This window comes from Cellulomonas sp. Leaf334 (assembly GCF_001424195.1).
Classification (GTDB): domain Bacteria; phylum Actinomycetota; class Actinomycetes; order Actinomycetales; family Cellulomonadaceae; genus Cellulomonas.
On the sequence record NZ_LMOO01000005.1, the window covers coordinates 622,608 to 644,766 of the forward strand.

Below are 22,159 nucleotides of genomic sequence, written 5' to 3' on the forward strand. Positions count from 1 at the left end.
GAGGTCTACGCGTACTGCGGGCGGCCGGCGGGCCGGTACGTCTGAGCCAGGATGCCCGTCGGGAACCGGCGCGTCTCGACGAGGTCGAGTGCGTGGTCGAGACCCTCGGCAGGGAACAGCCGCGTGCCCGCGCCCACGACCACCGGGCAGACGATCAGGACCAGCTCGTCGACGAGCTCGTGCTCGAGCAGCCACCGGACGAGCTGCCCGCTCCCGTGCACCTGCAGCTCACCGCCGGGCGTGGCCTTCAGCTTGCGGATCGCGGCCTCCAGGTCCCCCGACAGCACGGTCGTGTCGCCCCACTGCGGGTCGGTGATGGTGGTCGACGCCACGAACTTCGGCCGCGAGTTCAGCGCCCGGACGAACGGGTTGTCGTCGTCGTCCCGCACGCCCCAGTACCCCGCGAACAGGTCGTAGGTCCGTCGGCCGAACAGGAACGCGTCGGCGCGCAGGTAGCAGTCGCCGATGTAGGCGGTCGACTCGTCGTCGCCCAGCGGCAGCGCCCAGCCGCCCCGGTCGAACCCGGGGTCGAGCGTCGGGTTGTTCCCCCCGTTCGCCTGCATCACCCCGTCGACGGTGACCTGGGTGTTGGTGACCAGCTTCATGGTCGTCGCCCCTTCCGAGGCACCCTCCGTGGGCGACTCTCACCCCTGCTACGAACGGGGTCGTCCCGTTCCGACAGCCGCCGCGAACCGCCGCACGTGCTCCGCCATCGCCTCGGGCACCTCGGCGACCGTGAAGTGCCCACCCTCGTCCAACCGCTCGAACACCCGGAGGTCGCGGTAGAACCGCCGCGCGACCGACTCGGGGTTGTCGTGCTCGTGCCGCTGGACGAACACGGCGGCGGGCACCTCGACGGGCGGGATCTCGGCGTCCCCTCCGTCGAAGTACGTCGTGAAGGACGTCCCGATGCTCTGCGTCGCCCAGTACAGGGTCGCCTCGGTGAGGATCCGGTCCCGCGAGATCCGCCGCTCGACCGCCGCCGGGTCGTCGGCCGGGGTGTCGCTCCACTCGACCAGCTTCTCGGTGAGCCACGTGAGCAGGCCGGCCGGCGAGTCGTTCAGCGCGGCCGCGAGGGTGTCGGGCCGGGTGCCCTGGACGTGGGCGTAGGCAGCCTGGTCGTACCAGCCGGCCGCCATCCGGTCGTAGAACGCGCGCTCGGTCGGGTCGGTCGTCGTCTCCCGCTCGTCCTGCGGCAGGAAGTGCGCGTGCGTGACGACGATCCCGGCCACCGACTCCGGGTAGGTCGCCGCGACGAGGTCACTGACGTTCGCGGTGAGGTCCTCGCCGTACGTGAGGTAGCGCGTGTAGCCGAGCACGTCCGTCATGAGGGTGTGCACGAGCTCGGCGAGCCGCTGCTCGGTGGTCGGCCCGTCGAGGGGCGGCGAGAACGCGAACCCGGGCAGGCTCACGACGACGACGTCGAGGTCCGGCAGCAGGTCGGCGAAGTCGAGCTGCAGGGCGAACGTGTGCGGCCAGCCGTGCATCACGAGCAGCGCCGGTGCGTCAGGGACGGCCGACCGCTGGTGGACGACGTGCAGCGTCGTCCCGTCGACGTCGGCGAGGAACTGCGGGTGCTCGTTCAGCCACGCCTCACGCGCGCGCCAGTCGAACGTCTGCCACGACGCGACGAGGTCCCGCAGGTACGCGGACGTCATGCCCGAGGTCGGCCGACGGGGTGAGTCGTCGAGGAAGCGGGTGCGCGACAGGCGGTCGCGCAGGTCGTCGAGAACCGGCTGCGGCACGTCGACGACGAACGGTCGGACGGTCATCGGCACACCGTAGGAGCACCCTCCGACATCGCGCGTGTGTCAGAGGTCGTCGGCACAATCGTCGCGACGAGCCCGCGCCGACGAGGAGAGCCCCATGGCAGCCTTCACCCGCTCCGACGACTTGCAGGGAGCGACGTTCGTCGGCGCGAACCTGCGGGGTGCGCGGTTCGTCGAGTCCGACCTGTCGGGCGTCGTGATGCGTGGGGTCGAGGTGGCCGACGTGGACATCGACGCGCCGTGGCTGCCCGACGCCGACTTCTTCCGCGTCAACGGGGTCGACGTGATCCCGTTCGTCGAGGCCGAGCTGGACCGCCGGTTCCCCGGCCGGGCGCAGCGACGCGCGGCGGACCCGGACGGTCTGCGTGCGGCCTGGGCCGTGCTCGAGCGCACCTGGGCGGCGACGCTCGACCGGGCTGCCGCGATGCCCGTGGAGACGCTCGACGTCTCGGTCGACGGGGAGTGGTCGTTCGCGCAGACGCTGCGGCACCTGGTCCTGGCCACGGACACGTGGCTGGGCAAGGCGATCCTGCGGCTCGACCAGCCGTTCCACCCGCTCGGCCAGCTGGACGCGGGGACGGCGGGCGACGACGTGGACCTGTCGGTCTTCACGACGGAGACCCCGTCGTACGCGGAGGTTCTCGACGCCCGGGCCGACCGGGTCGCGATGGTGCGCGACCTCCTCGCCGGTGTCACGGCCGACGAGCTCGACGCGCCCCGTGCGAACCCGCACGCCCCGCGGCACCCCGAGACCGTCCGGTCCTGCCTGCACGTGATCCTCGAGGAGGAGTGGGAGCACCACCGCTTCGCCGTGCGCGATCTCGACACGCTCGACGCCGGTTAGCCGACGACGGCGTGTGGGGTCGCCAGTCCCGGCGCGAGCACGACACGGCGTACGCACGCGCCCGGGACCTGCGTAGCCGTGCCTGATCAGGACGGGAGCAGGCCGCCGTCGAACGTCGTGGCATCACCCTCGAACGGGCGCAACGTGTCCGGGGCAGGGAACGGCAGCTCGTAGCTGTCGGTCACGACGTCGACGGCGCCGAAGTCGTCGACCTTCACCACGACGCGCTCGGGCGTCACCTCGACGATGCGCACGCGCTCACGGGTGCCGTCCGGCAGGTCGAGCTGGTACAGGTCGGCGAGCCAGTGCAGGCCGCGCTCCTCGAGCGCCTCCTCCGCGACGAGCCAGTCGACCGTGCCGGTCGCCTCGCGTCCGAGCGCGTCGTGGGCGACGAACCCGTCGCCCTCCGGGCGGATCCAGCCGAGGCGCTCGCGGTCACCGGGGCGGCGGTGCTCGATCCAGCTCTCCGGGGGCATCGGGCGATGGTACTCAGGGTCGGCCTGCCACCCACAGCTCCTCGGCGGGCCACCGGCGGGCCCAGTCGGCGGAGACGATCTCGTAGAACGCGTGGTCCCCGCCGTCGGGCGGTGCGTAGAGCTCGTGGAGGGCGTCGACGACGAATCCGGCCCGACGCAGCAGCCGGACCCAGTCGCCGTGCGACGGGTGGAACTCGACGCCGCCGCCGGGCCACTGCACCTTGTACGCCTCGCGCTGCCCGCGCAGCAGCCGCTCCTCCGCGACACCTTCGTCCTCGGGGACGCACAGGGCCGAGAGGTGGCTGTTGGTGAGGAACACCAGCCGCCCACCAGGCCGCAGGAGCCGTGCGGCCTCGGGCAGCCAGCGTTCGGGGTCGCACCAGGCGGCGGCACCGTGCTCGCTGACGACGAGGTCGGCGCACCCGTCGGCGAGCGGGACGTGCTCCGCGTCGCCCTGGACCAGGGGGAAGACCGGACCGTGCTGCCGCTGCAGCCGGTGAGCGGTCGTCAGCTGCTCGCCCGAGAGGTCCACCGCGACCGGCCGCGCGCCCGCGCGGGCGAGCCAGGCGGAGAAGTAGGCGGTGCCGCTCGCCAGCTCGACGACGTCGAGGCCGCGCACGTCGCCCAGGACCGCGAGCTCGCGCTCGGGGACGGCGAAGAGGCCCCAGACGGGCTCGGGCCGGACCCACTGCTGCTCGGCCGCAGCGTCGGTGAAGCGTTCGTTCATGACGGCCCACAGTGCCCGGTTCAGGGCGGTCTCCGCGGCTCTGTCGTCGGCCATCCTCCGACCCTAGGGCGCGCGCCCGCCCGTGATGCCCGAGTCCTCCCGGTCCCCGGAGGAAACTTGGTGTGACCTGCATCAATTCGCTTCGTCGACGCCGGATCGTATCGATACGATCGAGGCACGACGCGACCCGGCACCACCGACCACCGCGGACGTCCCACCCGCTCTCCAGTCCCAAGGTCTCGCTGTGCCCAAGGTCCTCACCGCCGGTCGCCCCTGGCGTGTCATCTCCCTGTTCGCCGTCCCCCTGCTCGTCGGCAACGTCGTCCAGCAGCTCTACCACGCAGCCGACGCGGTCGTCGTCGGCCGCGTCCTCGGCGTCGACTCGCTCGCCGCCGTCGGCGCGACGGGTGCCCTCCTCTTCCTCCTGCTCGGCTTCGCGTGGGGCATGACGAACGGCTTCGCGATCCCGACGGCGCAGGCGTTCGGTGCCGGTGACCACGCGGCCGTGCGACGCTCCGTCGCCGCCGGGACCGTCCTGTCCGCGGCGACGAGCGTGGTGCTCACGGTGGCGGCTCCGCTGCTCGCGGGACCCGCGCTGCGGCTGCTCAGGACGCCCGAGGAGCTGCTGCCCGAAGCGACCACGTTCGCGGTCATCAGCTTCCTGGGCGCCAGCACGATGATGTTCTTCAACTTCCTCTCGGCGGTCATCCGTGCGATCGGCGACTCGCGTACGCCCCTGGTCTTCCTCACGATCAGCTGCGTCCTGAACATCGTGCTCGTGGTCGTCACGGTCGGCGGCCTCGGCCTGGGCGTCGCCGGGGCGGCGTGGTCGACGGTCCTCTCCCAGGGCGTCTCGGTCGCGCTCTGCCTCGAGTTCGTGCGGCGCCGGGTGCCGGTCCTGCACGTGCACCGCGACGACTGGCGGGTCGGCGGCGTCGAGCTGCGTCGGCACCTGCGGCTCGGTCTGCCGATGGGGTTCCAGGCGTCGATCATCGCGATCGGCACCCTCGCCGTGCAGGTGCGCCTGAACGAGCTGGGTTCCGACGCCGTCGCCGCCTACACGACGGCCGTCCGCGTGGACGGGCTCGCGGTCGCCCTGCTGGCGTCCCTGGGCCTCGCGGTGTCGATGTTCGTCGCGCAGAACCTCGGCGGAGGGCGGCCCGACCGCATCCGGCAGGGTGTCGCGCAGGCGATGTGGCTGTCCGTCGGGGGTGCGCTGGTCCTCGGCGTCGTGCTCGTCGCCGGCGGGTCCGCGATCGTCGGGCTCTTCGTCGGCGAGGGGGAGGAGCGCGTCGTCGGCATGGCCGCGCACTACCTGCTGGTCAACGGGGTCCTGTACGTCGTGCTGGGTGTGCTGTTCGTCCTGCGTGGCGCGCTGCAGGGACTCGGGCAGACCGTCGTCCCGACGCTCACCGGCGTGATCGAGCTGATCTGCCGGGTCGGCGCCGCGGGCGTCCTCGGCGCGGCCTACGGGTACGGCGGCGTCGTCTGGGGCAACCCGCTGGCGTGGATCGGGGCTGTCGTCCTGCTGGTGCCCGCGTACGTGGTCGCGTCGCGACGCCTCGCGCAGCAGCCGGTGGTCACCGCGGAGGGACCAGCCGACCGACCCGCGCCGCCGAGGCGGATCACGAGGCTCAGGCGCCGCGGACCGTCGCCGCTCGCGGCGAAGCGGCGATCGCGGGTCCCGTCGGCCTGACCCGACGCCGTGGGCGAGGAGTAGACCTGGAGGACGAGCGCACTCAACGTTTCCCGCGTGCCGTTCGTCTCTCTCAGTGTCGGCCTCACCCACCGGAAGGGGGCCGCGATGAATCGATGGGAGCCGGTCCTCACCGACCTGGTGCGGTACCGCGGCGGGTCCCTGGTGCGCTATGCCGCGCTGCTGTGCGGGGACCGGCGTGAGGCGGAGGACCTTGTCCAGGACGCGCTGGTCCGGACGTTCACGACCATGCGTCGGTCGCAGGGCGACGGTCCGGGCGACCTCGCGGCGCTGGAGCATGCGGAGGCCTACGTCCGGCGGACCGTGCTGAACCTCTACCTCGACGGCTACCGCCGCCGCCGGCGCTGGACCGCGGTCCGCCACCTCCTGGGGGGTCAGGCGTCGACCCCCGGACCGGAGCAGGCCGGTGCCGACCATCTCGACCTGGACGTGGCGCTCGCCGCGCTCCCGCCACGGCAGCGGGCCTGCATGGTCCTGCGGTTCTACGCGGACCTCACGGTGAACCAGATCGCGGAGGACCTCGGGGTCAGTGCGGGAACCGTCAAGCGGCACCTGCACGACGCCGGCTCGACCCTGGCGTCCAGGCTCGCGGTCGACGAGGAGGCGTCATGACCCTCGAAGAGCTGCTCCGCCAGGAGCGTGACGTCGTCCCGCCCAATCCTCTCGCCGACCGGGCGGAGGAGATCGTCGCCCGGGTCCGTCGACGCCGGCGCGCCGCTGCCGTCGCCGCGGGCGCGGTCATCACGGCCGTTGTCGCCGTCGCCGTGGTCGTCGTCGGCCAGCTCCTGCCGCGGGCGCCTGAGCCTGCCGAGCCGAGCCCGAGCGGGCCGGTCCTGACACTCCCGCAGACCACGGAGGGGGTGCCGATCGTCCCCGGTCGCTACGTCCTCCCCGTCCTCGACGCACCCGCGGACTGGACGCTGGAGCCCGTCGTCACGGTGCCCGAGGGGTTCCTCGGCCTGGACGCCGGCGTGACGTCGGGCGACTTCGAGACCGACGACGCGCGCGTGCTGTGGCTCTGGAACATCGACAGCGTCTTCACCCACCCCTGCGAGCTCGGCGCGACCGCCGCCCCGGTCGGGCCGACGGTCGCCGACCTGGCCGCCGCCCTCGCCGCGCAGCCCATGCGCGCAGCCACCGCCCCGGTCCCCGTCACCGTGGGCGGGTACGAGGGGCTCTACCTGGAGCTGTCCGTACCGGACGACATCGACCCCGATGCCTGCCCCGTCGGCCGGTTCTCCAGCTGGGAGGGGCGCTGGCAGCAGGTGCCCGGACAGGTCGACCTGCTCTGGATCGTCGACGTCGACGGCCAGCGCATCACCGTCGACGCCTCGCTCTCGCCGGGCACCAGCCCGCAGGAGGCGGCCGAGCTCACCGACATGGTCGCGTCGACGAGGTTCGTCCCGGTCGACGACCACTGAGCCACCAGCACCACCGGCCCTCGTGAGCCGAGGGTCTCGCAGCCGTGCGCCGGACCCGGCACCCGGCAGGGAACGAGGAGGGGACGATCATGAGGATCCGCACCAGGAATGACCTGCTCACCTGCGGCGTCGTCGCCGTGGCGATGACCGGGTGCACGTCCGGCCCGGCCGAGCCCGCGGCGAGCAGCGCGACCGGAGCACGGGCGCTCGCCGGGGTCCCCGCGGAGGCACCCGTGGAGCCGGGGCCGTACGGCTTCGCGGTCGTCGACGCCTCGCAGGAGCACCCCGTGCCTCTGGTGACCGTGCCCGAGGGCTTCGCCGCGATGGAGGACGGGATCGGGGTCTTCCGCGGGGACTTCGACGCCGACGACGCCCAGGTGCTGTGGATCTGGGACATCGACAGCGTCTACACCCACCCCTGCGAGGCCGGTGCCACGGCCGCCCCGGTCGGCCCGACGGTCGCCGACCTCGCCGCAGCCCTCTCCGCCCAGCCGCTGCGCGAGGGCACCCACCCGGTGCCGGTGACCGTCGGCGGGTACGACGGCGTCTACGTCGAGCTGTCCATGCCCGACGACGTCGACGTCGACGCGTGCCCCGGGGGCAAGTTCAACAGCTGGCCGGGCCGGAACCAGCAGGGGCCGGGCCAGGTCGACATGCTCTGGATCCTCGACGTGGACGGTCAGCGCATGACGTTCGACGCGTCCGCCTCCCGGGCACTCGGGCCGGACGGTCTGCAGGTGCTCACGGACATGGTCACGACCACGACGTTCGTGCCGGCGGAGCAGGGCTGACGGGCCTACGCCAACGCCAGCGGCAGGATGACCGAGTCGATCATCTGGGTCACGAACTCGTCGTCGATGCGCTGGCCCGCCACCATCTTGCGGTAGGCGATCATGGCCGGTGCGACGGCGGAGACCATCTCGAGGTCGACGTCCGCGCGCAGCTCACCGCGGGCCTGCGCGCGCTCGAGGAGGCCGCGCATGAGGTTCACGCGCGAGCGGACGAACTGCTGCTGGAAGGCGGCGGCGACGTCGGGGTTCTCCTTGACCGCGGAGATCACGCCGGACATCAGCTCGGAGTCGTCCGACCGCTTGCGACCGAAGCGCACGGCGAGCAGGTCGGAGCGCAGCGAACCGGTGTCGGGGATCTCGTCGGCGGTCATCGGCACCCCGCCGGCACAGACGATCGCGTCGACCGTGAGCTGCACCTTCGAGGGCCAACGGCGGTAGACGGTCGCCTTGCCGGCCCCGGCGCGGTCGGCGACGGCGTCCATGGTCATCCCGTCGAATCCGCGCTCGGCCAGCAGCTCGCGGGTGGCCTGGAGGATCGCGTCGTCCTTGGACTCGTCGCGACGGCGCCCGGGTCGGCGAGGCGCAGTCTCCGCTGCCTCGTCGACGCTCATGGCCCTACTGTATCCGGAGAATTCGATACCGAGGGGTTCCGGAACTGGCAAGTTCCGTATTAGTGTCGCTCCACCGACCACGACGTCCCAGGAGCACCCTCATGTCCTCACCCACGCAGACCCCGCCGGAGAGTCGGCACCGCTGGCTCGTCCTGGCCACGGTCGCCCTCGCCCAGCTCATGGTCGTGCTCGACGCGACCATCGTGAACATCGCCCTGCCCTCTGCCCAGGCGGAGCTCGGGTTCAGTGACAACGACCGCCAGTGGGTGGTCACCGCCTACGCGCTCGCCTTCGGCAGCCTGCTGCTGCTCGGCGGCCGCCTCTCCGACATGTTCGGCCGCCGCCGCATGTTCCTCATCGGTCTCGTCGGCTTTGCGGCCGCCTCGGCGCTCGGCGGTGCGGCGCAGTCGTTCGAGCTGCTCGTCGGCGCCCGCGCGCTGCAGGGCGTGTTCGCCGCGGTCCTCGCCCCGGCCGCCCTGTCCGTGCTGACCACCACCTTCACCGTCCCCCAGGAGCGCGCCCGCGCGTTCGGCGTGTTCGGCGCCATCGCGGGTATGGGCGGCGCCATCGGCCTGCTGCTCGGCGGCTACCTGACGGAGAACTTCGACTGGCGCTGGAACCTCTACGTGAACGTCGTCATCGCCGTGATCGCGTTCGCGGCGGGGACGATGCTGCTGTCCCGGACCGATGCCAAGCACGACACCCGCATCGACGTGCCCGGCGTGCTCCTCGCGTCGTCGGGTCTCTTCCTGCTCGTGTTCGGCTTCTCGCAGGCCGAGCCCCAGGGCTGGGACGCGCCCGTCGTGTGGGGTTCGCTGGCCGCGAGCGTCGTGCTGCTCGTCGGGTTCGTGCTGCGGCAGCGCACCGCCGAGCACCCGCTCCTGCCGCTGTCGATCGTGCAGGACCGCGACCGTGGCGCCGGCTTCCTGGCGATCCTCGTCGCCGGGTCCGGGATGTTCGGCGTCTTCCTGTTCCTCACGTACTACCTGCAGCTGACGCTCGGGTACGGGCCGATGCAGACCGGCACCGCGTTCCTGCCGATGGTGCTCTTCATCGTCATCACCGCGCAGGTCCAGACGAACGTCCTGGTCCCGCGGTTCGGGCCGAAGGTCGTCGTGCCGCTGGGCATGGCCATCGGCGCCGGCGCGATGCTGTGGTTCACCACCCTCGACCTCGACAGCGGCTACCCCGCGGTGCTGGTCGGGCTGATCGGCGTGGGGATCGCGATGGGCTCGATCATGCCCGCGTCGTTCCAGATCGCCACGCTCGGCATCGCGCCGCGGCAGGCGGGAGCCGCGTCCGCGATGGTCTCCACCAGCCAGCAGGTCGGCGGCGCGATCGGCACCGCGGTCCTGAACACCCTCGCGGCCACCGCCGCCACCGCGTACGTCGCCGACCACGCACCGGCGACCCCCGAGGTGATCGCCGCCGGAGCGCTGCACAGCTTCTCCGTGGCCTACACCTGGTCCGCCGGGATCTTCCTGTTCGGCGCCGTCCTGACCGCGTCGCTGTTCCGGACGCGGCCGGACCGGGAGGCCCGGGCCGTCGACGTCGCACCGGTGACGCCCGACGAGGCCGCCGTGCTCGTGCACTGACCGTGCGGGTGGGCGGCGCGCGGCAGCGTGCGTCGCCCACCTCGTACGATCCGAGCAGGAGAGAGGTGATGTGGTGACGGCCGAACCGGCGCCTGGGGAGCGGCTCCCGCTCAGCCGCGAGCGTGTCCTGCGCACGGCGGTCGCGATCGCCGACGAGCACGGCATCGAGGCGGTCACGATGCGCCGGGTCGGCGACGAGCTGGGCGCCGAGGCGATGTCGCTGTACCACCACGTCGCCAACAAGAACGACCTGCTCGACGGGGTCGTGGACCTGGTGGCGGGGGAGATCAACGACGTCGTCGACGCCCTGGACGCGACGGGCCCCTGGCAACCGGTGGTCCGCGCCCGGATCCTCGCCGCGCGCCAGGTGCTGCTCCGGCACCGCTGGGCCCCGGGCCTGCTGGCCACCCGCTCGGCACTCAGCCCGAACGTCGTGACCTACCACGACCGCCTCGTCGGCCTGCTGCACGCTGGTGGCTTCACGTACGACCTCGCCCACCATGCGCTGCACGCGCTCGGCAGCCGCTCGCTCGGGTTCTCCCAGGAGCTGTTCGACCCGGGCGCCGGGGCGTCCGCGGGGCCGCTGCCCGCGGAGCTGGCAGCCGCGGTGCCGTCGCTCGTGGCCATGCTGGCCGAGGTCGCGCACGACGACCCCGGCTCGACGTTGGGCTGGTGCGACGACCAGACGGAGTTCGAGTTCGGGCTGGACCTCCTGCTCGACGGGCTGGAGCGCCGGCGGACAGGGTCTTGACCTGCCTTACGTTGTAAGTCACTCTGACTTACAACGTAAGGAGCAGCCATGAAGGCGATCGTCCAGACCACGTACGGCTCACCCGACACCTGCACGCTGCAGGACGTCGACGACCCGGAGCCGACGTCCGACGAGGTCAAGGTCCGCATCCGTGCCGCGTCGCTGAACGCCCGCGACTGGCACCTCATGCGCGGCGACCCGTACCTCGCCCGCCTCGCCCCTGGCTTCGGGCTGCGCGCCCCGGCGCTGCGCATCCGCGGATCCGACTTCGCGGGCGTCGTCGAGACCGTCGGCCGGGACGTGACCGGCCTGCGTGCCGGCGACGAGGTCTACGGGCTGCGCGACGGCGCGCTCGCGGAGTACGTGTGTGCGCCGCAGCGGCTCGTCGCCCGCAAGCCGGCGAACCTCACGTTCGAGCAGGCCGCGGCCATGCCGATGGCGGCGATGACGGCGCTGCAGGGGCTGCAGGGCCGTGTCCAGCCCGGTCAGCGCGTGCTCGTCAACGGCGCGTCCGGGGGAGTCGGGACGTTCGCGGTGCAGCTCGCGCACGCGTGGGGGGCCGAGGTCACCGGTGTGTGCAGCACCCGCAACGTCGAGCTCGTCCGGTCCCTCGGCGCCGACCACGTCGTCGACTACACGCGCGACGACGCACTGCGCGCCGGCCGGCGCTACGACGTTCTCTTCGACCTCGTCGCCAACCGCTCGCTGCGGGACCTGCGCCGCGCACTGACCCCCACCGGGACGCTGGTCCTGTCGGGCGGTGGCGTCTTCGAGGGCGGCTCGGTGCTCGGTCCGATCGGTCTGCTGCTCCGCAGCAAGGTCGTGGCACCGTTCGTCGGGCAGCAGATCGTGTCGCTCTCGACGTCGCCCGGCGCCGAGCACCTCGACGTCCTGCGCGGCCTTGCCGAGGCCGGCACGATCGTGCCGGCCATCGACCGCACCTACCCGCTGCCCGCCGCGGCCGACGCGCTGCGCTACCTGGAGACCGAGCACGCTCGGGCGAAGGTCGTCGTCACGATCTAGCGCAGACCACCCGACGCACCCGACGCCGGGTCGCTCGGCCGGAGTCCGAAAAGTCCGAATAGCCCGGAATGGACAGCTCTCCCGGTCGGGCGGCGTGGACGCGTCACCCTGGCACCCGGCTACCGGTGACCCTCCGCGGTCCCTATCGTGAGTACGTGAATCCGCTGAGCCGACGAGTGCGCGACGCCCGCGAGAAGGCCGGGCTGAGCCAGGGCGAGCTCGCGCGGCAGGCCGGGGTCCACCCCACGTACATCTCGCACGTCGAGAACGACCGGCGCGCGCTGGGTGAGGACGCGCTCGCCCGGGTCGCGCAGGTGCTCGGCGTCTCCGTGGCCTACCTGCTCGACGGCGAGCAGGCCCCGGACTACCGGTCGGCGGAGAGCGCCCTCGTCGAGGCGCGCCGGCTGTCCCGCATGGGCGAGGCGCGGGCCGCCGCGGACGTCCTCGCGCAGGTGGACGTGTCGGCGCTCGACGTCGACGCCGCCGCTCGGGTCGGGCTGGCCCACGCCGAGGCCCTCGACCTCGCCGGCGACCTCGAGGGATCGGTCGAGGCCCTGGAACGCCTCTGCGCCCGCCTGATGGACTCGCACCGGTACCTGCAGGCCGCGTACGCCGCGATGCGGATCGTCATGGCCCTGACCGAGATCGCCGACCTCCACCGGGCCGTCGCGCGCGGGGAGGCGCTGCTGGCACAGCTCCCGGCGTCGGTCGCGGGCAGCGACGAGGTGGTCCGGCTCGAGTCGACCATCATCTGGGCCTACATCGCCCGCGGCGACACGACGTACGCGCGCTACCGCGGCCGGCAGCTGCTCGCGCACACCCGCCAGCACGGGTCGGCCCGAGCCGTGTCGTCGGTGCACTGGAACCTCGCGTTCGTCGACGACGCCCTGGGGGACCCGGACGCCGCGCTCGCGCAGCTCGAGTCCGCGATCGCGCTCGCCGGCGGCGACGAGATCGACCGCGACCTGCCCCGGTTGCGTCTGGACCGGGCGTTCCTGCTCGTCTCCGTCGAGCCGCCACGCGCCGCGGAGGCGCTCGTGGACCTCGACGCCGCCCAGACCGCGCTGGAGGTCGGCGAGTCACAGATCGAGCTGGCTCGCGCCGATTCCGTGCGGTCGCGCGCCTGGCTGCTCCTCGACGACGCGACGACGGCCCAGCAGTACGCCACCCGTGCCGTCGAGCTGTTGCGCGAGGGGGTCCGTCGCGACTCGGCCTCCGCGCACGAGGCGCTCGGCGACGCGATGCTCGCCCAGCGGTCCCGGCCGGAAGCCGTCAAGGAGTACCGCGCCGCGGCCGAGCTGCTCGACATGATCTCGTCCGGACGTTCCGCCGCGGTGCTCTGGCGCCGCATCGGCGACCGCCTCCGGGTGGCCGGAGACGAGGACGAGCGGGTGGTCGAGGCCTACGGTCGCGCCCTCGCCGCGGCGGGCATTCGGGGGGTCCTGCCCCCGCCACCGAGGGTGTGAACACCGCATAACGGTGATGTCTACCCCCTGGTGTCCTGCGTCATTGCGCCCTAGACACGGGCTAGGGACCATTCCAGGTGTACCGGAGAGTCCGGTGCACCCTCGGAAAGGTCTCCCTCATGAAGAAGCTCGTCGTCACCGTCGTCATCGCCCTCACCGCGTTCGCCGGCGTCGCCAGCGCCACGGCAGCCTCTGGGGCCACCCAGCAGGTCGCCGCACCGTGCTGCAAGCACATCATCTGACTCCACCGACGCGACGCGTCGCCGCACCCCGCCCCCTGCGGTCCGCGGCGACGCGCGAGGCCCGGCAGAACGACCAGCTGGAAGGTCCCACCATGAAGAAGCAGAGCATCACCCTCGTCCTCGCCCTCGCCGCCCTCACGGGTGTCGGGGCAGTCGTCGCGCCCGTGACCGACGCCCAGGCGTTCATCACCCCGTGCTGCAAGACAGGCACCTGAGGATCGGAGCCAGAGGCGTCCCGCACCCCCCGCGTGCGTCGACGCCCACCACGTCCCGCCGGCCGGTGGGCGCCCTCCGGGGCGCTCACCGGCCCGCTGGGCGCACGTCAGAGCCCGAGCGCCCGTCGGCGGAGTCCGATGCGCGCACCCACGGCAAGGTTGACGACGCCGAGCACGAGCGGAATCGCACCGTTGCTGCCACCCGGGGTGAGCGCGAGGAACAGGCCCCCGGCGGCAGGGACCGCACCACACACCAGGTAGGTCCACATGCGACCCCGCGACGGAGGCAGGCTGACGGACTCCCGCAGCGACTCCCGCGGCGCCGGCCCCTGCGCCGGCCACGGTGCCGGCCACGGTGCCGGCCACGGTGCCGACGCGGCCGGCACGGGAATCGGCCGTGAGCGCTCGGCTTCCCTGCCGTACGACGGATCGGGTGAGGTCCGCGTCAGCGCGTCGAGCCAGAACCGGTCGACCGCCTCCGCCAGCGTCGCGGACGCCACGCCGGGCGCGCGGACCAGGATCACCTCCCGGTCCTGGTGCCACGCCGCGACCACGCCGGGCACGCCCGCGAGCACGTCGACCGTGGCCTCCACGAGGGCGTGGTACGGGTGCGCGGCGAGGTCGCTGAAGCCTAGCTCGACATCCGCCCCGGTCTCGTCCCGATCGAGCTCCTCGATCCAGTAGAGCGGTTCGTCCTCGAGCGCTCCCACCAGTCTCTCCATGCGGAGATGTCGACCGCCCGGCTGCGAACCTTGAGCCAGCCCGTGGTCCCGCAGGATCAGCGAGGATCCAGGTGATTCTCAGGTTCGAGGATTCACCCGGAAGGACGGCCTGGACGTTTGACCAGGACCGCACTCGTGCCGCACACTCGTCTTGATGGTGCGCATCGCCTGCCCCCTGCGCGGTGCGCACCGTCTTGACGTCCGAGAGCGGGACGGGTCCCCTGACCCGTCCCGCTCTCCGTGTCTCCGGGTCTGCCCGTCACGGCGCGCCATGCCCGTGATCACGCGGCAGCGCGGTTAGCGTTCCCAGCGTGACCATCCCCGTGCGCGCCTCCGGCCCGGGACCCGACCAGGCTCCTGAGACCGGCGCAGACCCCGCCGACCGCCCGATGCTCGTCGAGCCCCCGAGCCCCGCCGAGCTCCTCGAAGGGTCCGTCGCGACCTGGCGCGCCGCGCTCGTCGAAGCCGCCGGCGGGTCGACGCTCGTCGACGTCGAGCTGCTCGGCGACGCCGCGCTCGACCTGTCCGCCGCGCACCCGTCGGGGATCTCCCAGCTGTACGCCGGCCGCGAGACCCGGCTGTCCAACCTGGTCCGCGAGGGCGCGGCCCTGTCGACCGCGCGCCGTCGCGCCCGTGCCGTCAGCGCGCGCGCCGCCGTGTACGCCCAGCGCTACGGCATCGCACCCACGTCGCTGGCCATCGGGGTGGCCACCTGGACCGAGCGCACCACCCCGGACATCGCCAGCGACGACGTCGCCGCGCTCGCGTCGGTCACCCGGCAGCGGACCCCGGACGGCGAGCAGCAGACCGATGCCGCCCCGCGTGTCGTGCGGGCTCCCGTGCTCCTGCGCCCCGTCACCCTGCACGCCCGCGGCTCCGGGGAGAGCGACTACGAGCTCGCCCTCGAGCCGTCCCTCGAGGTCAACCCCGTCCTCGCCCGGGCGCTGCGGACGCGCGGCGCGCTCCTCGACCCCGGCGCGGTCGCGCGCGGCACGTTCACGTCCAACGGGTTCGACCCGCGCGGCGCGCTGCACCGGCTCGCCTCCCTCGGCGAGGCCGTTCTCGACGACTTCTCGATGAGCGAGCGCGTCGTCGTCGGCACCTTCGTGCACCCCGGCCAGATCCTCGTCGACGACCTCGACAACCTGTCCGGCACCCTCGAGCGCCACGAGGTCGTCTCCGCGCTCGCGGGTGTCGACGAGTCGCGTGCCCGGCTGCGGCGCGTCCTGCCCGAACCGGTCCGCGGCGACCGCGACCCCGGCCACGAGCGCGGCGTCGGCGACCTCGACCCCGCCCAGCAGCACGTCCTCGACGTCGTGGCGACCGGCACGCACCTGTTCGTCGACGCCCCCGCCGGCGCCGACGTCACCGGGACCCTCGCCGCGCTCGTCGCCGACGCGGCCGCCACGGGCCGCACCGTGCTCTACGTCCCGGGACACCGTCGTGCGGCCGCGGCGCTCGCGGACCGGCTCACCGCCCTGGGCCTCGGCGACCTGCTGCTCGACGTCGCACCCGAGGCCGGGTGGCGGTCGGCGATCTCCCGCCGCCTGCTCGGCGCGATGACGCTCGAGGCGCCCTCGGTCGACGCGCACGGCGTCGTCGCCCTGCGCAGCGAGCTCGTCAGCTCCCGCGAGCGCCTGCGGGACTACGTCGACGCGCTCCATGCCGAACGCGCCCCCTGGGGGGTGTCGGCGTACGACGCCCTGCAGCAGCTGGCCCGGCTGACCTCCACGCGGCCGACCCCGAAGACGACCGTGCGGCTGGCGCCCGACGTCGCGCGCGTGTTCGACGCGCCCCGCCGCACGGAGCTCGCCGACGCGCTCGTGCAGGCCGGGGCGCTGGGCGCGTTCCGGGTCCGCCCCACCGACACCCCGTGGTACGGCGCGGACCTGCGGACGCGTGCCGACGCCGAGAACGCGGTCCGACGGCTCGAGCGCGTGCTCGACTCGACCCTGCCGGCGCTCGTCGCGCGGACCGCCCAGGTGGCCGCCGAGACCGGGCTGACGCAGGCGACGACGGTCATCTCCTGGGTCGAGCAGCTGACCATGCTCGACGGGGTCCGCGCGGCCCTCGACGTGTTCCAGCCGATCGTCTTCGAGCGCACCGCCGCCGACCTCGTGGCCGCGACCGCCACCAAGGAGTGGCGCGCGGAGCACGGCATCGACATGGGCTACTGGCTGCGCCGGCGGCTGCGCAAGCAGTCGAAGGACATGGTCCGTCCCGGCCGGCCCGTCGCGGACCTGCACGTCCGGCTGATCGAGGTGCAGGCACAGCGGGAGATCTGGCAGGCGCACTGCCCGTCCGGCGGGTGGCCGCGGCTGCCCGACGGTCTCGAGCACATCGAGGAGGAGTTCGCCGCCGTGCGCGCCGACCTCGACGCGCTCGACGAGGTCCTGGCGACCACCCCCGGCGGCGGTGGCCTGTCGGGCCTGCCGTTCGCCGCACTGACCGAGCGGCTGACCCGGCTGCGGGCCGACACCAGCGCCCTCGTCGACCTCCCCGAGCGCACCGGGCTCCTGCACCGGCTCCGGTCCGCGGGCCTCGGCGCGCTCGTCGACGACCTGGCCACCCGCCGGATCGACCCCGCCCTCGCGCCGGCCGAGCTGGACCTGGCCTGGTGGAGCACCGTCATCGAGCAGATCCTCGGGGAGGACCCGGCGCTCGCCGGCTACGACGGTGCCGCGCTCGGGGCGCTGTCCGCGCGCTACGCGACCCTCGACCGGGCGCACGTGAAGAGCCTGTCCGGTCCTGTCCTGGGGGCGGTCGTCGGACACGTCTCGCACACCCTGCGCCAGCACCGCGAGCAGGCCGAGGCGCTGTTCGCGGACCTCGTCGAGGAGCGGCTCACGTCGCTGCGGGACACCGTCGTGCGGCACCCCGACGTCACCCGGCGGCTGCGGCCCGTCATCGCCGCCAGCCCCATGCTGGTCCCGCAGGTCCTGCCGCCGACCCGCACCGTCGACCTCGTGGTCATCGACTCCGCCGCGCACCTGCCCGTCGAGGTCGCCCTCGCCGCCGTCGCGCGCGGCCGCCAGGTCGTCGTCGTCGGCGACGCCCGCTGCGCCTCGGGCAGTGCCGTGCGGGAGCTCGCCGCCGTCCTGCCCTCGGTCGCGCTGCGCGCCGACTCCTCCCGTCGCGACCCGTACCTCACCGCGTTCCTCGCCGCCCACGGCTACGCGGGCGTGCTGCGCCCGACGCCGCTGCCGCAGCACCGGCCGCTGGTCAGCCTCGACGTCGTCGACGGCACCGGGATGCCCGACCCGGCGACCGGTTCCGTCGACTCGACGCGCGAGGAGGTCGAGCACGTCGTCGAGCTCGTCCTCACGCACGCGCTGCTGCGGTCCGACGAGTCGCTCGCCGTCATCACCGCGACCTCCACCCACGCGGAGGCCGTCCGGGAGGCCGTCCTGTCCGAGGTCCGCGGCAACCCCGCGCTCGCCGCGTTCTTCGACTCCGGCCGCGTCGACCCCTTCGTCGTCACCGACCTGCCCAACGTCGCCGGCCTGCGGCGCGAGGCGATCATCCTGTCGCTCGGTCTCGGCCGGACCCCGCACCGTCGCGTCCTGCACACCTTCGGGCCCATCACCGGCCCCGGGGGCGACGCCCTGCTGCTCGACGCCCTCGGCTCCACCCGCCACCGGCTCACGGTCGTCTCCTGCTTCGGGTCCGACGACCTCGACCCCGAGCGGCTGCGCGGCCCCGGCCCGCGGCTCCTGGCGGACCTCCTCGCGTTCGCGGCCCGCCGCGGTGCGGGGCAGGACGTCGCCGACCTGGTCACCCCGCCCGAGCCGACCGACCCGCTGCTGCGGTCGCTGGCCGCCGCGACCGCAGCCGCCGACCAGGCCCTCGCTGCGGCGGCCGAGCCCGACCGCCTCCTGCTCGACCTCGCCGAGCGCCTCTGGAAGCACGGCCTGCTCGTCGAGGCCGACCACGGCATCCCCGGCGGCGACCGGATCCCGCTGGTCGTCGGCCACCCCGACCTGCCCGGCGAGATGCTCGTCGCCGTCCTCACCGACGACGAGGAGTACACCGCCGAGCCGAGCGTCCGCGTCCGTGACCGCCTCACGGCCGACCGCCTCGAGCGCGTCGGGTGGAGCGTCATCCGCGTCTGGTCCGCCGCCGCGTTCATGGACCCGCAGGCCGAGGTCGACCGCATCCGCCGCGCCGTGCACGCGCGCGTCCCTGCGCCCGCCGCACCGCGCACCGCACCGCTGCAGCTCGGCCTGATCGACGAGGCCGACGACGCCGAGGAGCTGCCGACGCCCGCCGCGTCCGCCCGGTCGGCGGCACGTGCCGCGGCGCGCGCGGCAGCCCACCCCGGCGAGCCGCGTCCCGCGACGGGGGTGTGGTCGACCATCGAGGTCGTCGACGCGGTCGCCTCGGCGCGTGCTGCCGCGCCCGCGGACGGGCCTGTGGCCGTCGCTGACGCGGAGGGCACCCCGGCACCCGAGGCCTCCGAGGCGTCCGAGGCCGGCGAGGACCCGCACCCGCCCAGCCGTGCGCTCCAGCTGGCGCTCGCGGTGCCGACCCGGCAGCGCCCCGACGTCCGTCGCGGTCTGCCGATCGGCGCGTACAGCGACGACCAGCTCGACGAGCTGGTCGCGTGGCTCCAGTCCGACGAGCAGGAGCGGACCCGCGAGCAGCTGGCCGCCGCCCTGCGGGACGAGCTGGGCATCACGCGCCGGTCCTACCGGATCGACACCGCGGTCCGCAGCGCGATCACCCGCGGGATGCGCTGAGCAGGACGCGCGGTGGGTGGGATCATCGGACGGTGACGTCGTCCGACCAGCCCCAGGGAGCTCCCGTGCGCCGGCCGCGGCGAGCCGTCCGGCATGCGGGGACCGTCGGCGGTGACGACGCGAACCTCGTCTCGTCGCACCCAGCACTCCAGGACCGCCCGCTCACCGACGACTCACCCAGCGCAGACATCTCCATCGCTGGCGACGCAGGTCCTGACAGCACGGCTGGCGCCGCCGGTCTCGACGACGCGCGCGGCGCCCGCTCGGCCGCCGACGTGCCTCCCGCGACCGGGCGTGCGGGCGGGAGTGGGCCGACGGCCGTCCCACCGGCGTCCGAGGATGCGGTCGCGACGCGGAGCGCGGACGACTCCGATGTCGGGTGGGGCGACCGCGAGACGGGCTCCAACGACGACCGACTGCACCAGGACAAGCCACCGCACTGGTAGCCCACGTGTCAGACCCGCGCGAGACGATCGCACGCGACCGACCAACCGCACGACCCGAAGGAGACACCCCCATGGCCGAGGTCCTGCTGTTCCACCACGCCCAGGGCCTGACGTCCGGCGTCCGCGACTTCGCGGACACGCTCCGCGCCGCGGGTCACACCGTGCACGTCCCGGACCTGTTCGACGGGCACACGTTCGAGGACATCGAGTCGGGTCTCGCCTACGCGGACGAGGTCGGGTTCCCGACCGTGCTGGGGCGGGGGCAGGCCACGGTCGACACGCTGCCCGACGGGCTCGTGTACGCCGGGTTCTCGCTCGGAGTCCTGCCCGCGCAGATGCTCGCCCAGACACGCCCCGGTGCGAAGGGTGCGCTGTTCTTCCACTCGTGCGTCCCGACCTCGGAGTTCGACAGCCCCTGGCCCCAGGGTGTGCCGGTCCAGATCCACGGCATGGACGCCGACCCGTTCTTCGCCGGCGAGGGCGACATCGACGCCGCCCGCGCCCTGGTGAAGGAGGCCACGGGCGCGGAGCTCTTCGTCTACCCGGGGGAGGAGCACCTGTTCGCGGACAGCGGCCTGCCCTCGTACGACCCCGCGGCCGCGCAGCTCCTCACCGAACGTACGCTCGCGTTCCTCGCCGCCATCCGGTAGCAGCCCGGCCCGCACGGGACCGGTCCCGCACGGTTCCCACCGCATCCCCTCGGACCGGCCGCCCACCGACCAACGGATGGCGGTCGACCAATCCCTGGGAGCCGCTGAAGCGCTGCTCCACGAGACCCATGGCTTGTTCGTCAGCTGGGGCGCGGGGCGGCTGGACCCGGGGGGATCGACGGCGGCAGGTCGGGGTCCGTCGGCGGTGTCCCGGCGTGGGTCGCTCCGCCCGTCCCGGCGTCGTTGACGATCGCGGGGGAGGGGCGGTTGGCCAGCAGGTCGCGGATCTCCAGCAGGATGTCCTCGCTCGGAGCAGCGGGCTCCTCCTCCTCGCCCTTCTTGCGGCGCGCGGCCAGGGCGTTCAGCGGCAGCACGATGAGGAAGTAGACGGCCGCGGCGGTGAACAGGAAGAGGATCAGGGCCTGGAGGATCACGCCGAACGAGAAGAGCGCGTCGTTGATCGTGAACGACAGCACCTTGCTCATGTCCGGCTGCCCGAAGATCGCCGCGATGAGCGGTCCGATGAGTCCCTCGACGATCGACGCCACCACCGCACCGAACGCCGCACCGATGACGACACCGACCGCGAGCTCGATCGCGTTGCCACGGGAGATGAAGTCCTTGAACCCCTGAAGCACCTTCGCGGTGCCTCTCAAGCCCTGCCGTGCTCCGTCGAACCCTGCGCTGAGTCTGTCGGTCACGCTGCCCCCTCGGGGTGGAGTCGGTTGCGGGGCGCCCCGGGGAGGGGCGTCTCCGGTCGGTCGATCATGGCACGACGACCGCGGACAGCAACGCGGAGGCGGCGGCACCGGCGAGGGTCGGTGCCTCGTCCGGGGACACGGCCAGGAGCACCGGGACGGAGTCGTCACCGGAGCCGCCGAGGGCGAGCGTGCTCGGGACAGCTGCGGTCCGACGGGCCACCGGCAGGACGAGCGCCCTCGTCGCGACCACCCCTCCTGGTCCGCCCTCCGGGGTGGCGGCGAGCACGTCGACCCGCATCCCGGGCGACAGCAGACCGGCGACGGCCGGGTCGGCGAACCGGACGGTCGCGACCACGGTGCCGGGTGGTCCGCTCACGTCGTCGTCGGCGAGCAGTCCCGGCACCACGGGCGTACCCGCCGCGAGCGGGACGGCCGTCGAGGTGTCGACGACGGCGTCGGGGTCGGTCAGTGCGCCATCGGGGACGACGTCGACGGGGAACCGGGCCACGCGGACGTCGGTGCTGGTCAGCGCGGTCCCGGCGGCGAGCGCGTGCGCCGTCACGAGCACGGCGGTGGTCGGCGGGTCGGCCGGTCGCATCGCCTGGACCGTGCACGCGGCCGCGAGGCCGAGGAAGACCGCACCGACGGTGAACCGGGCACGCCACACCGTGACGCGCAGGGCCACCGAGAACGGTCGTCGGCGGTGGGGGAGCGGCGGCGGCCGGCCGGCGAGCAGGTGGGGGTGCATGGTCGGCGACCGTAGGCGCGTCGACGTCGGGACGCGGCGGTCGGGCTGAGCGAGGTGGACGACGCTCCGGCGGTCCGGGCTGGGGGCGGCTCAGCGAGCGTGCGTCAGGAGGAGGCCGCGGGCTTCGCTGCCGGGGCTGCCGACGAGGACGAGGACGTCGACGAGGACGACGAGGACGTCGACGACGAGGTCGACGCAGGAGTCGCGGCGGGCGTCGACGCGGCGGGGCTCAGGGCGGTCGACTTCGCTCCGGCGCGGGCGTCGTTGCGGTAGAAGCCCGAGCCCTTGAACACGACCCCGACGGAGGAGAAGACCTTGCGCAGGCGACCCTCGCACTCGGGGCAGACGCTCAGCGAGTCGTCGCTGAACGACTGCACGATCTCGAAAGCGTGACCGCACGCCGTGCAGGCGTAGGCGTAGGTGGGCACTGGGGGTCTCCCGGGGTCGGAAAGGTCTGGCACTCGCGTGGTCCGAGTGCCAATCGTAACGGTTCGGCCGCCCAGGG

Annotated in this window: 22 protein-coding genes; 13 read left to right on the forward strand and 9 right to left on the reverse strand. The window is 73.5% G+C overall.

Annotation, left to right across the window (positions count from 1 at the left end):
- Positions 1-5: 5 nt before the first annotated feature.
- Both ASF78_RS13275 and ASF78_RS13280 read right to left on the reverse strand, forming a co-directional pair.
- Entirely contained in the window at positions 6-605 is a 600-nt protein-coding gene (locus tag ASF78_RS13275) for a dihydrofolate reductase family protein (RefSeq protein WP_056590009.1), read from the reverse strand.
- A 48-nt stretch (positions 606-653) separates the two neighbouring features.
- Positions 654-1,772 (reverse strand): epoxide hydrolase family protein, encoded by a 1,119-nt coding sequence (locus tag ASF78_RS13280; protein ID WP_056590012.1) that lies wholly within the window; start codon positions 1,770-1,772, stop codon positions 654-656.
- A 94-nt stretch (positions 1,773-1,866) separates the two neighbouring features.
- Here ASF78_RS13280 and ASF78_RS13285 point away from each other — a divergent pair, with 94 nt between their 5' ends.
- Positions 1,867-2,613: a DinB family protein gene (locus ASF78_RS13285; protein ID WP_056590015.1), complete on the forward strand. Its 747-nt coding sequence runs from the start codon at positions 1,867-1,869 to the stop codon at positions 2,611-2,613.
- An 86-nt stretch (positions 2,614-2,699) separates the two neighbouring features.
- Here the strand turns inward: ASF78_RS13285 and ASF78_RS13290 are convergent, their stop codons facing one another.
- Together ASF78_RS13290 and ASF78_RS13295 are read right to left on the reverse strand one after the other, a co-directional pair.
- A complete protein-coding gene (locus ASF78_RS13290; RefSeq protein WP_056590018.1) occupies positions 2,700-3,089 on the reverse strand; it encodes a hypothetical protein in 390 nt (129 codons plus the stop codon).
- 13 nt (positions 3,090-3,102) lie between these two features.
- The gene (locus ASF78_RS13295; RefSeq protein WP_056590022.1) at positions 3,103-3,870 is read right to left on the reverse strand and encodes a class I SAM-dependent methyltransferase; all 768 of its coding nucleotides are present in this window, start codon (positions 3,868-3,870) and stop codon (positions 3,103-3,105) included.
- Between the two features lie 190 nt (positions 3,871-4,060).
- Here ASF78_RS13295 and ASF78_RS13300 point away from each other — a divergent pair, with 190 nt between their 5' ends.
- The 4 genes from ASF78_RS13300 (at position 4,061) to ASF78_RS13315 (ending at position 7,745) form a co-directional block, all read left to right on the forward strand.
- Entirely contained in the window at positions 4,061-5,512 is a 1,452-nt protein-coding gene (locus ASF78_RS13300; RefSeq protein WP_082495042.1) for an MATE family efflux transporter, read from the forward strand.
- A 108-nt stretch (positions 5,513-5,620) separates the two neighbouring features.
- The gene (locus ASF78_RS13305) at positions 5,621-6,145 is read left to right on the forward strand and encodes a sigma-70 family RNA polymerase sigma factor (RefSeq protein ID WP_056590899.1); all 525 of its coding nucleotides are present in this window, start codon (positions 5,621-5,623) and stop codon (positions 6,143-6,145) included.
- On the forward strand, positions 6,142-6,954 hold the full coding sequence (locus ASF78_RS13310) for a hypothetical protein (protein WP_056590025.1): 813 nt from the start codon (positions 6,142-6,144) through the stop codon (positions 6,952-6,954). The genes ASF78_RS13305 and ASF78_RS13310 overlap by 4 nt, the downstream gene beginning before the upstream one ends.
- An 89-nt stretch (positions 6,955-7,043) precedes the next feature.
- Entirely contained in the window at positions 7,044-7,745 is a 702-nt protein-coding gene (locus tag ASF78_RS13315; RefSeq protein WP_156374164.1) for a hypothetical protein, read from the forward strand.
- 5 nt (positions 7,746-7,750) lie between these two features.
- Here the strand turns inward: ASF78_RS13315 and ASF78_RS13320 are convergent, their stop codons facing one another.
- Positions 7,751-8,356 carry a TetR/AcrR family transcriptional regulator gene (locus tag ASF78_RS13320; RefSeq protein WP_056590031.1) on the reverse strand — a complete coding sequence of 202 codons (606 nt, stop codon included), beginning with the start codon at positions 8,354-8,356 and terminating at the stop codon, positions 7,751-7,753.
- Positions 8,357-8,457: 101 nt separating this feature from the next.
- Between ASF78_RS13320 and ASF78_RS13325 the strand changes: the two genes are divergently transcribed.
- The 6 genes from ASF78_RS13325 (at position 8,458) to ASF78_RS23230 (ending at position 13,648) form a co-directional block, all read left to right on the forward strand.
- A complete protein-coding gene (locus ASF78_RS13325; protein WP_056590033.1) occupies positions 8,458-9,951 on the forward strand; it encodes an MFS transporter in 1,494 nt (497 codons plus the stop codon).
- A 73-nt stretch (positions 9,952-10,024) separates the two neighbouring features.
- Complete coding sequence (locus ASF78_RS13330; protein WP_056590902.1) at positions 10,025-10,702, forward strand: TetR/AcrR family transcriptional regulator; 678 nt, start codon at positions 10,025-10,027, stop codon at positions 10,700-10,702.
- A 48-nt stretch (positions 10,703-10,750) separates the two neighbouring features.
- Positions 10,751-11,725 carry an NAD(P)-dependent alcohol dehydrogenase gene (locus ASF78_RS13335; protein ID WP_056590036.1) on the forward strand — a complete coding sequence of 325 codons (975 nt, stop codon included), beginning with the start codon at positions 10,751-10,753 and terminating at the stop codon, positions 11,723-11,725.
- Between the two features lie 155 nt (positions 11,726-11,880).
- On the forward strand, positions 11,881-13,191 hold the full coding sequence (locus ASF78_RS13340) for a helix-turn-helix transcriptional regulator (RefSeq protein ID WP_056590904.1): 1,311 nt from the start codon (positions 11,881-11,883) through the stop codon (positions 13,189-13,191).
- A gap of 119 nt (positions 13,192-13,310) precedes the next feature.
- Entirely contained in the window at positions 13,311-13,433 is a 123-nt protein-coding gene (locus ASF78_RS23225; protein ID WP_255354813.1) for a hypothetical protein, read from the forward strand.
- A gap of 92 nt (positions 13,434-13,525) precedes the next feature.
- Positions 13,526-13,648, forward strand: coding sequence for a hypothetical protein (locus ASF78_RS23230; protein ID WP_255354814.1), 123 nt, complete (start codon positions 13,526-13,528; stop codon positions 13,646-13,648).
- A 107-nt stretch (positions 13,649-13,755) separates the two neighbouring features.
- Here the strand turns inward: ASF78_RS23230 and ASF78_RS22430 are convergent, their stop codons facing one another.
- A complete protein-coding gene (locus ASF78_RS22430; protein WP_056590038.1) occupies positions 13,756-14,358 on the reverse strand; it encodes a hypothetical protein in 603 nt (200 codons plus the stop codon).
- Between the two features lie 323 nt (positions 14,359-14,681).
- On the opposite strand from ASF78_RS22430, the gene ASF78_RS13350 reads away from it, so the two are divergent.
- Positions 14,682-19,109: a hypothetical protein gene (locus tag ASF78_RS13350; RefSeq protein WP_056590041.1), complete on the forward strand. Its 4,428-nt coding sequence runs from the start codon at positions 14,682-14,684 to the stop codon at positions 19,107-19,109.
- A 451-nt stretch (positions 19,110-19,560) separates the two neighbouring features.
- Complete coding sequence (locus ASF78_RS13360; protein ID WP_369816332.1) at positions 19,561-20,205, forward strand: dienelactone hydrolase family protein; 645 nt, start codon at positions 19,561-19,563, stop codon at positions 20,203-20,205.
- A gap of 140 nt (positions 20,206-20,345) precedes the next feature.
- Here the strand turns inward: ASF78_RS13360 and mscL are convergent, their stop codons facing one another.
- From mscL to ASF78_RS22045, 3 genes are all read right to left on the reverse strand, one after another.
- Positions 20,346-20,906 carry a large conductance mechanosensitive channel protein MscL gene (mscL, locus tag ASF78_RS13365; RefSeq protein WP_235518566.1) on the reverse strand — a complete coding sequence of 187 codons (561 nt, stop codon included), beginning with the start codon at positions 20,904-20,906 and terminating at the stop codon, positions 20,346-20,348.
- Between the two features lie 64 nt (positions 20,907-20,970).
- Positions 20,971-21,654, reverse strand: a complete 684-nt coding sequence (cpaB, locus tag ASF78_RS13370; protein ID WP_082495044.1) for a Flp pilus assembly protein CpaB — start codon at positions 21,652-21,654, stop codon at positions 20,971-20,973.
- 104 nt (positions 21,655-21,758) lie between these two features.
- Positions 21,759-22,082: an FmdB family zinc ribbon protein gene (locus tag ASF78_RS22045; RefSeq protein WP_082495045.1), complete on the reverse strand. Its 324-nt coding sequence runs from the start codon at positions 22,080-22,082 to the stop codon at positions 21,759-21,761.
- Positions 22,083-22,159: the final 77 nt, after the last annotated feature.

Coding starts and splice junctions, on each gene's coding strand:
- ASF78_RS13275 (WP_056590009.1), bottom strand. CDS start 605: ATGAAGCTGGTCACCAACACCCAGGTCACCGTCGACGGGGTGATGCAG.
- ASF78_RS13280 (WP_056590012.1), bottom strand. CDS start 1,772: ATGACCGTCCGACCGTTCGTCGTCGACGTGCCGCAGCCGGTTCTCGAC.
- ASF78_RS13285 (WP_056590015.1), top strand. CDS start 1,867: ATGGCAGCCTTCACCCGCTCCGACGACTTGCAGGGAGCGACGTTCGTC.
- ASF78_RS13290 (WP_056590018.1), bottom strand. CDS start 3,089: ATGCCCCCGGAGAGCTGGATCGAGCACCGCCGCCCCGGTGACCGCGAG.
- ASF78_RS13295 (WP_056590022.1), bottom strand. CDS start 3,870: ATGGCCGACGACAGAGCCGCGGAGACCGCCCTGAACCGGGCACTGTGG.
- ASF78_RS13305 (WP_056590899.1), top strand. CDS start 5,621: ATGAATCGATGGGAGCCGGTCCTCACCGACCTGGTGCGGTACCGCGGC.
- ASF78_RS13310 (WP_056590025.1), top strand. CDS start 6,142: ATGACCCTCGAAGAGCTGCTCCGCCAGGAGCGTGACGTCGTCCCGCCC.
- ASF78_RS13315 (WP_156374164.1), top strand. CDS start 7,044: ATGAGGATCCGCACCAGGAATGACCTGCTCACCTGCGGCGTCGTCGCC.
- ASF78_RS13320 (WP_056590031.1), bottom strand. CDS start 8,356: ATGAGCGTCGACGAGGCAGCGGAGACTGCGCCTCGCCGACCCGGGCGC.
- ASF78_RS13325 (WP_056590033.1), top strand. CDS start 8,458: ATGTCCTCACCCACGCAGACCCCGCCGGAGAGTCGGCACCGCTGGCTC.
- ASF78_RS13335 (WP_056590036.1), top strand. CDS start 10,751: ATGAAGGCGATCGTCCAGACCACGTACGGCTCACCCGACACCTGCACG.
- ASF78_RS23225 (WP_255354813.1), top strand. CDS start 13,311: ATGAAGAAGCTCGTCGTCACCGTCGTCATCGCCCTCACCGCGTTCGCC.
- ASF78_RS23230 (WP_255354814.1), top strand. CDS start 13,526: ATGAAGAAGCAGAGCATCACCCTCGTCCTCGCCCTCGCCGCCCTCACG.
- cpaB (WP_082495044.1), bottom strand. CDS start 21,654: ATGCACCCCCACCTGCTCGCCGGCCGGCCGCCGCCGCTCCCCCACCGC.